General features: G+C 72.2%; 12 protein-coding genes. 3 read left to right on the forward strand and 9 right to left on the reverse strand.

Annotated features, from left to right (window positions below; all coding sequences use genetic code 11):
* Positions 1 to 367: 367 nt before the first annotated feature.
* The 9 genes from ACH4S7_RS04265 to hrcA form a co-directional block, all read right to left on the reverse strand.
* Entirely contained in the window at positions 368 to 1375 is a 1008-nt protein-coding gene (locus ACH4S7_RS04265; protein WP_398519512.1) for an adenosine deaminase, read from the reverse strand.
* Positions 1376 to 1389: 14 nt separating this feature from the next.
* Positions 1390 to 2298, reverse strand: coding sequence for a ribonuclease Z (locus tag ACH4S7_RS04270; protein WP_398519513.1), 909 nt, complete (start codon positions 2296 to 2298; stop codon positions 1390 to 1392).
* Between the two features lie 2 nt (positions 2299 to 2300).
* The gene (locus ACH4S7_RS04275; protein ID WP_398519514.1) at positions 2301 to 2660 is read right to left on the reverse strand and encodes a histidine triad nucleotide-binding protein; all 360 of its coding nucleotides are present in this window, start codon (positions 2658 to 2660) and stop codon (positions 2301 to 2303) included.
* Positions 2661 to 2935: 275 nt separating this feature from the next.
* The gene (locus ACH4S7_RS04280) at positions 2936 to 6142 is read right to left on the reverse strand and encodes a S41 family peptidase (protein ID WP_398519515.1); all 3207 of its coding nucleotides are present in this window, start codon (positions 6140 to 6142) and stop codon (positions 2936 to 2938) included.
* A 185-nt stretch (positions 6143 to 6327) separates the two neighbouring features.
* On the reverse strand, positions 6328 to 6861 hold the full coding sequence (locus tag ACH4S7_RS04285; protein ID WP_398519516.1) for a hypothetical protein: 534 nt from the start codon (positions 6859 to 6861) through the stop codon (positions 6328 to 6330).
* Positions 6862 to 6996: 135 nt separating this feature from the next.
* A complete protein-coding gene (locus ACH4S7_RS04290; protein WP_398519517.1) occupies positions 6997 to 7740 on the reverse strand; it encodes a 16S rRNA (uracil(1498)-N(3))-methyltransferase in 744 nt (247 codons plus the stop codon).
* Complete coding sequence (locus ACH4S7_RS04295; RefSeq protein ID WP_398519518.1) at positions 7737 to 8813, reverse strand: nitronate monooxygenase; 1077 nt, start codon at positions 8811 to 8813, stop codon at positions 7737 to 7739. Before ACH4S7_RS04295 ends, ACH4S7_RS04290 begins: the two co-directional genes overlap by 4 nt.
* Positions 8814 to 8978: 165 nt before the next feature.
* A complete protein-coding gene (gene dnaJ, locus ACH4S7_RS04300) occupies positions 8979 to 10112 on the reverse strand; it encodes a molecular chaperone DnaJ (RefSeq protein ID WP_398519519.1) in 1134 nt (377 codons plus the stop codon).
* On the reverse strand, positions 10113 to 11138 hold the full coding sequence (hrcA, locus tag ACH4S7_RS04305) for a heat-inducible transcriptional repressor HrcA (RefSeq protein WP_398519520.1): 1026 nt from the start codon (positions 11136 to 11138) through the stop codon (positions 10113 to 10115). It lies immediately after the preceding gene.
* Between the two features lie 200 nt (positions 11139 to 11338).
* Between hrcA and ACH4S7_RS04310 the strand changes: the two genes are divergently transcribed.
* The 3 genes from ACH4S7_RS04310 to ACH4S7_RS04320 all read left to right on the forward strand — a co-directional run bounded on the left by ACH4S7_RS04310 (position 11339) and on the right by ACH4S7_RS04320 (position 14599).
* Entirely contained in the window at positions 11339 to 12073 is a 735-nt protein-coding gene (locus tag ACH4S7_RS04310; RefSeq protein ID WP_398519521.1) for an MBL fold metallo-hydrolase, read from the forward strand.
* A 205-nt stretch (positions 12074 to 12278) separates the two neighbouring features.
* Positions 12279 to 13100, forward strand: a complete 822-nt coding sequence (locus tag ACH4S7_RS04315; protein WP_398519522.1) for a DUF3097 domain-containing protein — start codon at positions 12279 to 12281, stop codon at positions 13098 to 13100.
* Between the two features lie 458 nt (positions 13101 to 13558).
* Positions 13559 to 14599 (forward strand): hypothetical protein, encoded by a 1041-nt coding sequence (locus ACH4S7_RS04320; protein WP_398519523.1) that lies wholly within the window; start codon positions 13559 to 13561, stop codon positions 14597 to 14599.
* Positions 14600 to 14797: the final 198 nt, after the last annotated feature.

The following is a 14797-nucleotide window of genomic DNA, read 5'->3' on the forward strand; positions in this document are numbered from 1 at the left end:
CGGCTCCTGTGCGTGGTGCAGATCTGGCCAGTCTGCCAAATCCGCGAGCCGGCGCGTCCGATCCGGCGTCGGCTCCGGAGTCCGGGCCGGGGTGCCCCTCGCGGCGCCGCTGGGCGTGTGCCCCCCGCCGGGGGGCGGGTGCGGGCTGTCGAAGTCCCCCACCCCGCCCCTTCCCGAAAGCCCTCAAACGCCGGGCGGGCTGAATTCCACGCAGAACTCAGCCCGTCCGGCACTTGAAGACAGACCAGAAACCAGCCCGTCCGGCGCTTGAAGACAGACCAGAAACCAGCCCGTCCGGCGCTTGAGGACAGACCAGAAACCAGCCCGTCCGGCGCTTGAGGACAAAGCCCCAGCCGGGGGCGGTCGGCTATTCCGGGAGCTCCGTGGCGAAGTCGTACGCGGCCACCTCCGCGAGCAGCCCCGCTCGCCGCTCCTCGTCATCGTCCAGGAACGACGCCTCGAACGAGTTGCGCGCCAGCTCCCGCAGCCGCTCCTCGTCGAGCCCGAGTGCCTCACGCACCGCGTGGAAGGTGTCGCCGACATAGCCGCCGAAGTACGCGGGGTCGTCGGAGTTGACCGTGCAGAGCAGCCCCGCGTCCATCATCTCGCGCAGCGGATGATCCTCCAGCGTGTCGATGGCGCGCAGCCGGACGTTGGACAGCGGGCAGAGCGTCAGCGGCACCCGCTCCCGTACCAGCCGCGCCACCAGCTCCTGGTCCTCGACACAGCGCAGTCCGTGGTCGATCCGCTCGACGCCGAGGACGTCCAGGGCCTCGTGGATGTACGAGGGCGGCCCCTCCTCGCCCGCGTGCGCGACCTTGCGCAGACCGAGCGCCCCGGCCGCCTCGTACACCTCGCGGAATTTCGACGGCGGATGGCCGACCTCAGCGGAGTCCAGGCCGACGGCCGTGATCCGGTTCAGATAGGGCTTCGCCGATTCCAGGGTCGCCAGGGCGGATTCGGCGGACTCATCGCGGAGGAAGCACATGATCAGCCGGGTGGAGATCCCGTGCCGCTCCTCACTCGCGTCCAGTGCGCGGCCGAGGCCCTCGATGACCGTGCCGATCGGGACGCCGCGCGCGGTGTGCGCCTGCGGGTCGAAGAAGATCTCGGCGTGGCGGACGCCCTGCTCCGCGGCGCGGGCCAGATACGCGTCCGCGAGGTCGTGGAAGTCGCGGACGGTGTGCAGGACGGCCATCAGCCCGTAGTACAGGTCGAGGAACGACTGGAGGTCCTCGAAGAGATAGGCGCGGCGCAGTTCCTCGGTGTCCTTGAAGGGCAGTTCCACACCGTTGCGCGCGGCGAGCGTGAAGGCGAGTTCGGGCTCCAGGGTGCCTTCGATGTGAAGGTGGAGTTCGGCTTTGGGGAGGGGCACGGGTCCAGCTTCGTTCAGAGGTGGCGGGTGGGCAGGGGGACGCGCAGGAGGTCGGTGGCGATGGTGAGTCCGCCCTCGTACCCGGCCGCGCGGGCCTGGCGTTCGAACTCCCCGGCGTCGGTGTAGCGCTGGGAGAAGTGGGTGAGCACCAGATGGCGTACGCCGGCGTCCCGGGCGACGCGGGCGGCCTGGCCGGCGGTCAGATGGCCGTGATCGGTGGCGAGCCGTTCGTCCTCGTCGAGGAAGGTGGACTCGATGACGAGCATGTCGCAGCCGTCGGCGAGGGCGTGCACACCGTCGCAGAGCCGGGTGTCCATGACGAACGCGAACCGCTGGCCGCGCCGGATCTCGCTGACGTCGGCGAGGGTGACGCCGTTCAGCTCTCCCTCGCGCTGGAGGCGCCCCACGTCGGGACCCTTCAGTCCGTGCGCGGCGAGCCGGTCGGGGAGCATCCGGCGGCCGTCGGGTTCGGTGATCCGGTAGCCGTACGACTCGACGGGGTGGGAGAGCTTCCGTGCCTCGACGGTGTGCGACGGGGTCCGCGCGATGATCCCGTCGGCGGCGACGGGCTCCTCGATCAGCTCGACGGTCTCGCGGTAGGCGGTCGCGTACCGCAGCCGTTCGAAGAAGTGCCGCCCGCTGGCCGGGTAGTGCGCGGTGATGTCGTGCGGGACCCGGTCCAGGTTGATCCGCTGGATGACACCGGCGAGCCCGAGGGAGTGGTCACCGTGGAAGTGGGTGACACAGATCCGGTTCAGATCGTGCGCGGCGACCCCGGCGCGGAGCATCTGGCGCTGCGTGCCCTCGCCGGGGTCGAAGAGGATGCCCTCGCCGTCCCAGCGGAGCAGGTAGCCGTTGTGGTTGCGGTGCCGGGTCGGCACCTGGCTCGCGGTGCCGAGGACGACGAGTTCGCGTACGGACACGGTTATCCGGGGGGCCATTCCAGGCCACGGCCACCGAGGATGTGGGCGTGGGCGTGGAAGACGGTCTGTCCGGCGCCGGAGCCGGTGTTGAAGACGATGCGGTAACCGGCGTCGACGGTGCCCTCCGCGGCGGCGACCTCACCGGCCTCGCGCAGCACGTCGGCGGCGAGTGCGGGGGCACCGGCGGCGAGCGACGCGGCGTCGGGGTAGTGGGCCTTGGGGATCACCAGGACGTGGGTGGGCGCCTGGGGATTGATATCGCGGAAGGCGACGACGGTGTCGGTCTCGCGTACGACGGTCGCGGGCACATCCCCCGCCACGATCTTGCAGAACAGGCAGTCAGCCTGGGGTTCTCCCGCCATGCCGGGTCCCTCCTCGCGTTTCGTCCGGTACGCGGGACATGCTATCGACCGCCGTGGCGGGGGCGGGGGCCGCGCCCTGGTTCGGGCGATACGGCCGGGGCGGACAGGCGGCGGGGCGGACCCGTACCGCCCGGGCCCGCCCCGCCGTTTCGACCGCGGCACCGTTTCGACCGCGGCACCGTTTCGACCGCGTACGGGCGGGGCTGTCGAACGCGCAGCCGTCAGCCCTCGGCCCCACCGGCTCAGTCCGGTGCCGCCACCGACTCAGGACCGACTCAGGGCAGCTCCGGCGCCGATTTCGCCGGGTTCTCGGCCAGCGCCGCCAGCGCCATCCGTACCGCCTCGTCCAACTGTGGGTCGCGCCCCGCCACATGGTCCTGCGGGGCCATCACCACCTCCACGTCCGGATCGACGCCGTGGTTCTCCACGCCCCAGCCGTACCCCTCCAGCCAGATCGCGTACTTCGGCTGGGTGACCAGCGTCCCGTCCACCAGCCGGTACCGGTTGTCGATCCCGACCACGCCACCCCAGGTACGCGTCCCCACCACGGGACCGATGCCGAGCGCCTTGATCGCGGCGTTCACGATGTCCCCGTCCGAACCGGAGAACTCGTTCGCCACGGCGACCACCGGCCCCCGCGGGGCGTCGATCGGATAGCTGGAGGGGCGGGTCCCGCGCGGCAGGTCCCAGCCCACGATCCGGCGCGCCAGCTTCTCGATGATCAGTTGGGAGGTGTGGCCGCCCCGGTTCTCCCGGACGTCCACGACCAGGCCCTCGCGCGCGACCTCCACCCGCAGATCGCGGTGGATCTGCGCCCAGCCCGGCGCCTGCATGTCCGGCACGTGCAGATAGCCCAGCCGGCCACCGGACTTCTCGTGGACGTACGCGCGCCGGTCCGCCACCCACGCGTGGTAGCGCAACGGCTCCTCGTCCACCAGCGGCACCACCACCGCGTACCGCGGCTCGCCGCCGCCCGCGGGCGAGACCGTCAGCTCCACCGCCTTCCCCGCCGCGCCCGTGAGGAGCGGCCCCGGGCCCGCGACCGGGTCCACCGGGCGGCCGTCCACGGCGAGGATCACATCGCCGGCGCGCACCGCGACACCGGGTGCGGCGAGCGGTGAGTGGGCGTGCGGGTCGGACGTCTCCGACGGCAGCACCCGGTCGACGCGCCAGCCGCCGTCATCGGCGCGGGAGATGTCCGCGCCGAGCAGCCCCTGACGGCCGGATCTGCCGCCGTAGCCACCGCGCGGGACGACATAGGCGTGGGAGGTGCCCAGTTCGCCCTGCACCTCCCAGAGCAGGTCCACCAGATCGTCGTGGGTGGCGACCCGGGACAGGATCGGCCGGTAGCGCTCCAGCACCCCGTCCCAGTCCACTCCCCCGAGGTCCGCGCGCCAGAAGTTGTCCCGCATCAGCCGCCCGGCCTCGTCGAACATCTGCCGCCATTCGGCGGCGGGGTCGAGAAGCTGCCGTACCCGGGAGAGGTCGACCGTGATGTTGGTGTCGCTGTCCTCGTCCCGGGAGGCGCGCCGGTCGCTGGGCACGACCTTGAGGTCCCCGTCGGTGAGGAGCAGCACCCGCTTGCCGTCGCCGCTCACGGAGAAGCCCGAAGCGTCCGACGACAGTTCCTCCCGGCGCCGCTGCGCCAGGTCGTACCGCTCCAGCACGGTCTTCGGGCCGGGGTCGTCGGGGGTGGCCCGGGTCGCGCCGAGGGTGCCCCGCAAGGGGTGGCGCAGCCAGAGGAGGCCGTCCTTGGCGGCGCGCAGCGTCGAGTACCGGGCGGCCTCGACCGGGAACGGCACTATCCGGTCGGCGAGTCCGTCGAGGTCGATCCGGGTGACGGGCGCGCCGTTCTCGCCGTCGCCGGACGGTTCGCCGTCCCGCTCCTTGTCGGCTTCGAAGGCCCGGCCGTGTCGTTGCGGTCCGAAGGGTGACGGTGTGGTGGCCGCCAGGGTGATCAGATGCGGCCGGCAGCCGCCGACGAAGGCCAGGTCGAAGACGTGGGTGTCGTAGACCGGGTCGAAGGCGCGCTCGGAGAGGAACGCCAGATGCTTCCCGTCGAGGGTGAACGCGGGCTGGAAGTCGCGGAACCGCAGCGGTGTCGCCTCGGAGACGGCGAGATCGGCCGTATTGGCGAGCTTGAGCTGGCGCAGCGGGGACGGGCCGGCGTGCGACCAGGCGAGCCATCCCGAGTCGGGCGAGAAGGTGAGGCCGTTGGCCTCGCCGTCCTCGCCCCGGTCGACCTCGCGGACCTCGCCCGATTCGCGCTCCACGAGCAGGACGCGCCCGTCGTGGGAGGCGACGGCGGCCCGGCTCCCGTCCGGTGCGACCGCCAGGCTCAGCACCCGGCCGAGTTTGCCCGCGCCGAGTCTGCGGGGTGTCGCTCCGGCCGCGGCCCCGGTCGCCGGGGCGAACTCCAGGGCGTCCTCGCCCTCCGCGTCGGTGACCCAGACGACCTGTTCCTCGCCGTCGACCCGGAAGGTGCGGGGCAGCCGGGCCCGTACGCCCGGGGTCACGGCGAGCGCCCGCGCCGGGCCCTCGCGGTGGGTGACCCAGTGGAGACCGCCGCGGATCTCGACGGCGCTGCCGCGTCCGGTGTGGTCGGGTGCGGCGGAGCCGAGATGGTGGTCGGCGTGGATGTGGCGGGGCCGCAGATCGGTGCGCTGGCCGCCGAGCCGGATGTCGAGCCGGTGGGGCTCGGCGCCTTCGAGGTCGTCGAGCAGCCAGAGTTCACCGGCCGACGCGTAGACGACGCGGCTGCCGTCGGTGGCGGCGTGCCGGGCGTAGAAGCCGTCCACGGGGGTGTGCCGGCGCAGGCCGGAACCGTCGGGGAGGGAGGAGTAGAGGGCGCCGACGCCTTCGTGGTCGGAGAGGAAGGCGATCCGCTCACCCACCTGGAGCGGGTACTCCATATTGCCGTCGAGATCGTCGTGGAGGCGTACGAAGGTCCCGTCGCCCTCCCGGTCGATCCACAACTTGCCCGCCGTGCCGCCCCGGTAGCGCTTCCAGGCGGCGGCCTCGCGGCCCATGGTGGCGGAGAGGAGCAGCACGCCGGAATCGCCGTACGCCACGTCTCCCACCGGTCCGTACGGGAGGATCGCGGCCGGGCCGCCGTCGAGCGGGACGGCCCGCGCCCAGGTGCGGCGCAGCGACGGCTGCCCCTGGGCGCTGAGGGCGAGGATCTCGCCGTCGGGCGTCCAGCCGCGTACGGAGGTCTTGTGGCTGCCCCAGTAGGTGAGGCGGGTGGTGGGTCCGCCGTCGACGGGCCCGAAGTGCACCTCGGGTACGCCGTCCCGGCGCGAAGTCCACGCTATGCGGCTGCCGTCGGGGGAGATCCGGGGGTGGTCGGCCGGCATGTCGTCGGCGCTCACGCGCCATGCGCGGGTGCCGTCGAGGGGGGCGACCCAGACGTCGTCCTCTGCGGTGAAGGCGAGCAACTCGCCGTGAATGTGGGGATACCGTAGGTAGGCAGGGTGCGTCACAGGGTCACCCTAGGCAGGGCGGGGTGTCGGGGTCACGACTTTGCCGGCTTCCGGATGATGTCCCCCGGACCGCGACACGCCCGTACGGGACACGACACCCGGGCTGCAACACGCCCGTACCGGATGAACTCCCGGTCATCGGTGGAGCGTTCCGGATCGGGCACCTTCCGCCGTCTTCCCCGAGGTCATCGCTCCGTGCGCGTCGCCGTCACCGTCACCGTCGCTGTGACGGTCTCGGTCACCGTCTCGGTCACCGTGTCCGGATCGGGTTGGCGGGGCGTTCTGGTGCGCGGGGGCTTCTCCTCGCAGTCGCCCAGGAAGGTCGCCTTGAAGACGACCTTCCCACTGATCTTCGCGAGGAGATCACCGCGGACACAGCTACCCGAACGCTCGTCCGTCACCCGCCCGCCGAGCGTGATGCGCCGCCCGGAGTTGGTCTCCCCCTCGCAGTCGACGGTGGCGAAACGGGAGCCCGCCGAGGTCGCCGTCGGCGCGGCGGTCCGCTCGCCGTCGCCGACGGTGGCCTCGCAGTTGAACCATTTGACCTTGAATCCGAGGCGTTCCAGGGCGCTGGTCGCGGTGCGGTCCGTGGTGACCGAGACGGCACCCGCGGTCAGTCCTCCGGCCGTCGGCTCGCAGGCGGTCACTCCGCCGACGACCGCCGCGGCGACACCGAAGGCGGCCAGCCCGCGCCCGTATCCGTATCTCATACCGTTCATGAACGGCAGGGTGGCACCGGGCGGTGGCGGAAGAAAAGAGCGGTTGCGGACACATATGCGGCGGCCCGACGGACTCCGTACGCCGTATGACGGATCCTCCGCGACGGGCCGGCCCCGGGGCCCGGGTGGCGGTGACTACGCCCAGCGGCCGGTACGCCCGAGCAGCAGCGCGACCCCCGCCGTGCCGGCCGTCGAGGTCCGCAGGACGGTCCGCCCCAGCCGGTACGGACGCGCACCGGCCGCCGCGAACACGGTGAGCTCCTCGGGCGAGACACCGCCCTCCGGGCCGACCACCAGCACGATCGACCCCTCGGCCGGCAGTTCGGCGGTGGCCAGCGGCTCGGCCCCCTCCTCGTGCAGTACGGCCGCGAAGTCGGCGGCGGCGAGCAGCGCGGCGACCTGCTTGGTCGTCGCCGCCTCCGCGACCTCGGGAAACCGCAGCCGGCGCGACTGCTTGCCGGCCTCGCGCGCGGTGGCCCGCCACTTGGCGAGGGCCTTGGCGCCGCGTTCGCCCTTCCACTGGGTGATGCAGCGCGCCGCCGACCAGGGCACGATCGCGTCGACGCCGGTCTCCGTCATGGTCTCCACGGCGAGTTCGCCCCGGTCGCCCTTGGGAAGGGCCTGGACGACGGTGATACGGGGTCGGGGTTCGGCTTCGACGGGGCAGCTCGACGCCGTCATGACCAGCAGGTCCTTGCCCTCGGTCCGCACCACGGTCCCGGCGGCCCCCCGGCCGTGGCCGTCGGTCAGCACGATCTCCTCACCGGACCGCAGTCGACGGACGGAGACGGCGTGCCGCCCCTCGGCCCCGTCGAGAGTGATCTCCGTCCCGGGCCTGGCGCCTTCGAGGGAGTCCACCAGGAATACGGGTGCGGTCATCGGGCGTCCTCCGGGGTGGTGAGCGCGGCCCGTGCGGACTCGGTCTCGGCGACGAGCACTTCGACGAGCCGCCCGGCCGGCATCTCCCGGGCCATCCGGTGGCCCTGCCCGGCCCACAGGGACATGCCCTGGGCGTCACCGGCCTTGGCGGCGGCCTTGCGCAGTCCGCTGGTCAGATGGTGCACCTGGGGATAGGCGGCCGGGGCGTAGGGGCCGTGCTCGCGCATGAAGCGGTTGACCAGGCCGCGGGCGGGCCGGCCGGAGAAGGCGCGGGTGAGTTCGGTCCGGGCGAACAGCGGGTTGGTCATGGCCTGTTTGTGCAGGCTGTGGGCGCCGGACTCGGGGCAGACGAGGAACGCGGTGCCAAGCTGTGCCGCATCGGCCCCGGCCGCGCGGACGGCGGCGATCTGGGTGCCGCGCATCAGACCACCGGTGGCGATGAGGGGGAGCTCCACGGTCTCGCGGATCAGCGCGACGAGGGCGAGCAGGCCGATCCCGGCGCCGTCGGTGGCGGGATCGTCCCGGTGGGTGCCCTGGTGGCCGCCGGCCTCGACGCCCTGCACGCACAGCGCGTCGGCACCGGCTCGCTCGGCGGCCCGGGCCTCCTCGGGCGTGGTGACGGTGACGACGGTGAAGGTACCGGCCTCGGCGAAGGCGGAGAGCACGGCGGCGGTCGGGCAGCCGAAGGTGAAGGAGACGACGGGCACGGGATCGTCGCGGAGGATGGCGAGCTTGGCCTCGTAGCCGTCGTCGGAACCGCAGTCGGCGTCACCGAGCGGGGTCTCGTACCAACTGGTCTCACCGGCGAGCTGATGCCGGTAGACGTCCACGGCGCCCGGGTCGACGGTCCTGGGCTGCGGCATGAAGAGATTGACCCCGAAGGGTCGGGGGGTCAGTCGCCGGATCTGGTTGATCTCCTGGTACATGCCGTCCGCGGTCTTGTACCCGGCGGCGAGGAAGCCGAGCCCGCCCGCGTCGGAGACGGCGGCGGCAAGACCGGGGCACGAGGCGCCGCCCGCCATGGGGGCCTGCACGATCGGATACCGGCAGAGATCGGTCAGTGCGGAGGACATGCTTGCATCGTGCCATGCCGCTCCCGCCCCACCGAATCGGGCGTACCGGCCTTTCGCCGGGCGCTGCCGCCTCGCGCCCGCTGGTCCGCGCCACCCCCTGCGGGGCGCCTTCGCGGAACCGCGGTACGGGTCGCGGGCCGGGCCACTGGGGCCCGGCCCGGAACCCTAACGGCCGTTGAACGCGTCCTTCAGCCGGGAGAACAGTCCCTGCTGACCGGGCTGGAACTGGCCCAGGGGCCGCTCCTCACCCCGCAGCTTCGACAGCTCCCGCAGCACCCGCTCCTGCTCCGCGTCCAGCTTTGTCGGTGTCATCACCTCGACGTGCACGATGAGGTCACCGCGACCGCCGCCCCGCAGATGCGTCACGCCCCGCCCGTGCAGCGGAATCGACTGACCCGACTGGGTACCGGGCCGGATGTCGACCTCCTCCACGCCGTCGAGCGTCTCCAGCGGCACTTGCGTACCGAGGGCGGCCGCCGTCATCGGAATGGTCACCGTGCAGTGCAGATCGTCGCCGCGCCGCTGGAACACCGAGTGCGGTAGTTCGTGTATCTCGACGTACAGATCGCCGGCCGGGCCGCCACCGGGGCCGACCTCGCCCTCGCCCGCGAGCTGGATCCGCGTGCCGTTGTCGACACCGGCCGGGATCTTCACGGTCAGGGTCCGGCGCGAACGCACCCGGCCGTCACCCGCGCACTCCGGACACGGCGTGGGCACGACGGTCCCGAAGCCCTGGCACTGCGGACACGGCCGCGAGGTCATGACCTGGCCCAGGAAGGACCGCGTCACCTGCGAGACCTCACCGCGGCCACGGCACATGTCACAGGTCTGCGCCGAGGTGCCGGGGGCCGCGCCCTCGCCGCTGCACGTGGTGCAGACGACGGCGGTGTCGACCTGGATCTCCTTGGTCGTACCGAAGGCGGCCTCGTTGAGATTGATCTCCAGGCGAATCATCGCGTCCTGGCCGCGCCGCGTACGCGACCTCGGCCCCCGCTGCGACGCCGTCCCGAAGAACGCGTCCATGATGTCCGAGAAATTCCCGAAGTTTCCGGCTCCGAAGCCGCCCGCACCACCACCGGCCTGCGAGAGCGGATCCCCGCCGAGGTCGTAGACCTGCTTCTTCTGCGGGTCCGACAACACCTCGTAGGCGGCGTTGATCTCCTTGAAGCGCTCCTGCGTCTTCGGATCAGGATTCACATCCGGGTGCAGCTCGCGCGCGAGCCGTCGGAATGCCTTCTTGATCTCGTCCTGGGACGCGTCGCGGCGTACGCCGAGCACGGCGTAATAGTCCGTGGCCACTTACGACTCCGCCAGGATCTGTCCGACGTAACGTGCCACTGCGCGTACCGCTCCCATCGTTCCGGGGTAGTCCATGCGGGTCGGTCCGACCACGCCGAGTTTGGCGACTGCCTCGTCGCCCGAACCGTAGCCGACGGCGACCACGGACGTTGAGTTGAGGCCCTCATGGGCATTCTCATGACCGATCCGGACGGTCATGCCCATCCCGCCCAATTCCTTCGCCTCGCCGAGGAGTTTGAGCAGCACCACATGCTCTTCCAGCGCCTCCAGCACCGGCCTGATCGTCAGGGGGAAGTCATGTCCGAAGCGGGTGAGATTGGCGGTGCCGCCGATCACCAGCCGCTCCTCGGTCTCCTCGACCAGGGTCTCCAGCAGAGTGGAGAGCACGGTGGAGACGGGCCCCCGGTCCTCCGGCTCGAAGGACTCGGGAAGGTCCTGCACCAACTGCGGCACATCCGCGAACCGGCGTCCGACGACCCGGCTGTTGAGCCGCGCCCGCAGATCCGCTAGCGAGGTGTCACCGAACGGCGCCGGGCAGTCGATCATGCGCTGTTCGACCCGGCCGGTGTCCGTGATCAGTACGAGCATCAGTCGGGCGGGCGCCAGCGAGAGCAGCTCCACATGCCGGACCGTGGACCGGGTGAGCGAGGGGTACTGGACGACGGCGACCTGCCGGGTGAGCTGCGCCAGCAGCCTGACCGTACGCCCGACGACGTCGTCGAGGTCCACGGCACCGTCGAGGAAGCTCTGAATGGCGCGCCGCTCGGCCGAGGACAAGGGCTTGACCCCGGCCAGCTTGTCGACGAAGAGGCGGTATCCCTTGTCCGTCGGGATGCGCCCGGCACTGGTGTGGGGCTGGGCGATAAACCCCTCCTCCTCCAGCACCGCCATGTCGTTGCGCACCGTGGCCGGGGAGACGCCCAGGCGGTGACGCTCGGTGAGCGCCTTGGAGCCGACTGGCTCCTCGGTGCCGACATAGTCCTGGACGATGGCGCGCAACACTTCGAGTCTGCGTTCGCTGAGCATCGCGCACACCTCCAGCTCGGTCTCTCGGTGGTTCGTCGGTCGGGTTCCGTTGGTCGTTCGCCGGGGGCTCCCTGGCACTCAGAAGGTTCGAGTGCCAGGATTTCCCCGTGCCAGTGTACGGCCGTGAGGTACGGCCGTAGCAAGGGCGACCGGCCACCCTACCGCGCGCCCTCGCTGGTCGTGCCAGTAGCGTCGCCGCTATGGATGTCGCTTGGGAAGACCTCGGCTGGGAGCGGTTGGCCGCCGGAGTGGGCCGCCGCCGACTGCCGGGGTGGGACGCGACCAGTGGATTGATCGTCGGCACGGAGGGCGCCCTCCTCTACGACACCGGCTCGACCCTCCACGAGGGCGCCGAACTCCGGACCCAGGCGGAGGCCCTGCTCAACGGCGGCCGGGTGACGCATATCGCACTGAGCCACCCCCATTTCGACCATGTGCTGGGGACGGCAGCCTTCGACGGCACGCCGGTGTACGGGGCGCTGGGCGTCGACGCGCTACTGACGCGGGAGCGCGAGGTGCTGCGGGCCGACGCCGTACGGCACGGGGTGGCCGCGGCCGACGCGGCGGCGGCGACCGCGCGGCTGGTGGTGCCGGGCCGGACGGTCTCCGGCGAGCTGACGGTGGAGCTGGGGGGCGGCCGCCGGGTGCTGCTGGTCTCGGTCGGCCCCGGCCATACGGGACACGATCTGGCGGCCCTGGTGCCCCCGGTGGCGGGGAGCCCCGCGGTGGTGTTCTGCGGCGATCTGGTGGAGGAGTCCGGCGAACCGCAGGCGGGGCCGGACGCGGTCGGCGCGCGCTGGCCGGCCGCGCTGGACCGGCTGCTGGCCATCGGCGGGGAGGACGCGCTGTATGTGCCGGGGCACGGCGCGGTGGTGGACGCCACCTTCGTACGGGCCCAGCGGGACGCGCTGGCGCGGCGGTTCGGGGGGTCGTGACGGCGGTGGTGGGGGGGGCGGGCCGGCTCGCCGGTAGGGCCACGGGCGGGTGTTCGGGAGGCGAGGGGTCTTCGGGGCGCGAGGGGCGCTCGGTGCTTGGTGGGGCTTGGCGGGGCTTGGCGGGTTCCGTGGGCGCGAGGGGCGCCTCGGGGCCTGTCGGTTTCCTCAGGGGCTCCCGTTGGGGGCGTGGCGGCAGAATGAGCCCATGCGCAGCAGATACGACAGCCCTGATCTGACGCCGCCCTGGAAGCGGTCGACTCCGGCTCCCGAGGTCCCCGCCGACCCCGATCTGGTCGTGGAGGAGGTCAGCACGGGCTTCTGCGGCGCCGTGATCGGCTGCGAGGCGGGCACGGTGACCCTGGAGGACCGTTTCGGCAAGCACCGGGTCTTCCCGCTGGACCCGAGGGGCTTCCTGTTGGAGGGCGTGGTGGTGACCCTGGTCCGCCCGTCGGCCGCGGCGGCCGGCCGCTCCCCCGGTGCCCGGTCCCGTACCGCTTCCGGATCCGTCGCGGTCCCGGGCGCACGGGCGCGGGTGGCGCGCGCGGGCCGCATCTATGTGGAGGGCCGCCACGACGCCGAACTGGTGGAGCGGGTCTGGGGCGACGACCTGCGGATCGAGGGGGTGGTGGTCGAGTATCTGGAGGGGATCGACGATCTGCCCGCCATCGTCGCGGAGTTCTCGCCGGGGCCGGACGCCCGCCTCGGGGTGCTGGTGGACCATCTGGTCCCGGGCTCGAAGGAGTCCCGGATCGCGGCCTCGGTGACCGATCCGTACGTCCTGGTGACGGGCCATCCCTTCATCGACGTCTGGGAGGCGGTGAAGCCGTCATCGCTCGCCATCCCCGCGTGGCCGACGGTCCCGCGCGGCCGGGACTGGAAGACGGGGGTCTGTGAGGCGCTCGGCTGGCCGGAGAACACGGGCGCGGCCTGGCAGCACATCCTGTCGCGGGTGCGGTCGTACAAGGATCTGGAGCCGGAGCTGCTGGGACGGGTGGAGGAACTGATCGACTTCGTGACGGTGGACTGACCGGCTCCGCGCGCGGGGCGGGCGGCTCAGGCGGGTGGCTGACCGGCGTCAGCGCGAAGGTCGCGGCGCGGTCGTCGCGGGTGGGACGGGGGGCTTGATCGGGCCGGCTGGCAGGGTCCGACCAGGCATAGCGTGCCGAACATATGAAAAGCACCCGTTCTAGTCAGAATTACGACTTTAAGCCGTTGATCGCCGCCGCTGTGTAACCACGGCCGCCCCTGGACAGCACCTCTCTGCACTTCGGCGCCACGCCGCGCACCTGTCACCGTCCGCGGGCGTTCCGTCAGTCATCGGAACGTCCGCCCGGAACCGCCTCCGCCACGTCCTCGACACCTGGATTCGGCACCCGGAACCCGGTGGCGGTTCCCGATGGCCGCTCCGTTCACGGGCTCCCGACCCGGACCCGCGCACACGGCCCCCGGTCGCGGACGTCCGATCGCAGACAGAGGAGGAACGCCATGGCATTCGACCCTGGCCTCGCGAGTATCCGCGCCGCCCGCAATGCGGACGGCCGACTGGAACTCTTCGCCACCGGTTCCGACCACGCTTTATGGCACACCTGGCAGACCGCACCCGGCGGCGCCTGGGCGGCGGACTGGGCCTCGCGCGGCGGGGTGATCGCCACGGCGCCCACGGTCTTCCGCAACGCCGACGGGCGGCTGGAGGTCTTCGCGGGCGGCGCTGACGGCGTGGTCCGGCACCTCTGGCAGACCGCGCCGGGCGGCCCCTGGGTATCCGCCTGGCGCCCGCTGGGCGGTCAGCGGATCCTGGGCCGCGGCCTCGCCGTGTTCCAGAACGAGGACGGCCGGCTTGAAGTCTTCGTACGCGGCGCGGACAACGCCCTCTGGCACATCTGGCAGACCTCCCCCAACGGCACCTGGGCCCCGGAGTGGAGCTCCCTCGGCGGGACGCTGCGCGGCTGCCCGGCCGTGTTCCAGAACGAGGACGGCCGGCTGGAGGTCTTCGTACGCGGCGCGGACGACGCGCTGTGGCACATCTGGCAGACGTCGCCCAACGGCCCGTGGACACCCGTCTGGGCCTCGCGCGGCGGCGATCTGCGCGCCGATCCCGCGGTGTTCGCGAACAAGGACGGCCGGCTTGAGGTCTTCGGCGTCGCCCCCGACCACACCGTGCGCCATATCTGGCAGTCCGCCCCGAACGGTGACTGGCACCCGAACTGGACCAATCGCGGCGGCCCCCGCATCGGCGTCCCCGCCGTCTGCCAGGAGGCCGACGGGCGACTGGTGGTCTTCGCCCGGGGCACCGATCTGGCGGCCTGGCGGGTCGAGCAGCAGGTGGCGAACGGCGGCTGGGGCGACTGGCAGCTCCACAGCGGTGGGCTGCTGAGCGATCCGGCCGTCGGTCGTAACGCCGACGGGCGGCTGGAGTCCTACCACCTCAGTGGCGACAGCGCCCTGTGGCACAAGTGGCAGACCTCCGTGAACAACGGCTGGACGGCCATCTGGGCGCTCCGCGGCGGGAGCCTGTCGCTGCTCTGACCACGGCGGGAGGGGCGGGGGCCGGCTCCGCCGCGACGACCGCCGTGGGAGGGCGGTGGCCCGGCGGTGTCAGCGGCAGGGACCGGCCGGGACCGTCGGCGGCGGCTGGAACGGTTGTCAGGGGCTGGAGCCGTCATCAGTGGCGGGGGCCGTCGCCAGCGGCAGGGGCTGCCGTCAGCCACCCGGGGTCCGTCGCCA

The organism is Streptomyces sp. NPDC020965 (assembly GCF_044333555.1).
Taxonomy (GTDB): domain Bacteria; phylum Actinomycetota; class Actinomycetes; order Streptomycetales; family Streptomycetaceae; genus Streptomyces.

Bases quoted from the DNA above. Each gene is read 5' to 3' on its own strand.
- hrcA (WP_398519520.1), bottom strand. From the start codon at position 11,138: ATGCTCAGCGAACGCAGACTCGAAGTGTTGCGCGCCATCGTCCAGGAC.
- ACH4S7_RS04320 (WP_398519523.1), top strand. From the start codon at position 13,559: ATGGCATTCGACCCTGGCCTCGCGAGTATCCGCGCCGCCCGCAATGCG.
- ACH4S7_RS04275 (WP_398519514.1), bottom strand. From the start codon at position 2,660: ATGGCGGGAGAACCCCAGGCTGACTGCCTGTTCTGCAAGATCGTGGCG.
- ACH4S7_RS04315 (WP_398519522.1), top strand. From the start codon at position 12,279: ATGCGCAGCAGATACGACAGCCCTGATCTGACGCCGCCCTGGAAGCGG.
- ACH4S7_RS04310 (WP_398519521.1), top strand. From the start codon at position 11,339: ATGGATGTCGCTTGGGAAGACCTCGGCTGGGAGCGGTTGGCCGCCGGA.
- ACH4S7_RS04295 (WP_398519518.1), bottom strand. From the start codon at position 8,813: ATGTCCTCCGCACTGACCGATCTCTGCCGGTATCCGATCGTGCAGGCC.
- ACH4S7_RS04285 (WP_398519516.1), bottom strand. From the start codon at position 6,861: ATGAACGGTATGAGATACGGATACGGGCGCGGGCTGGCCGCCTTCGGT.
- ACH4S7_RS04290 (WP_398519517.1), bottom strand. From the start codon at position 7,740: ATGACCGCACCCGTATTCCTGGTGGACTCCCTCGAAGGCGCCAGGCCC.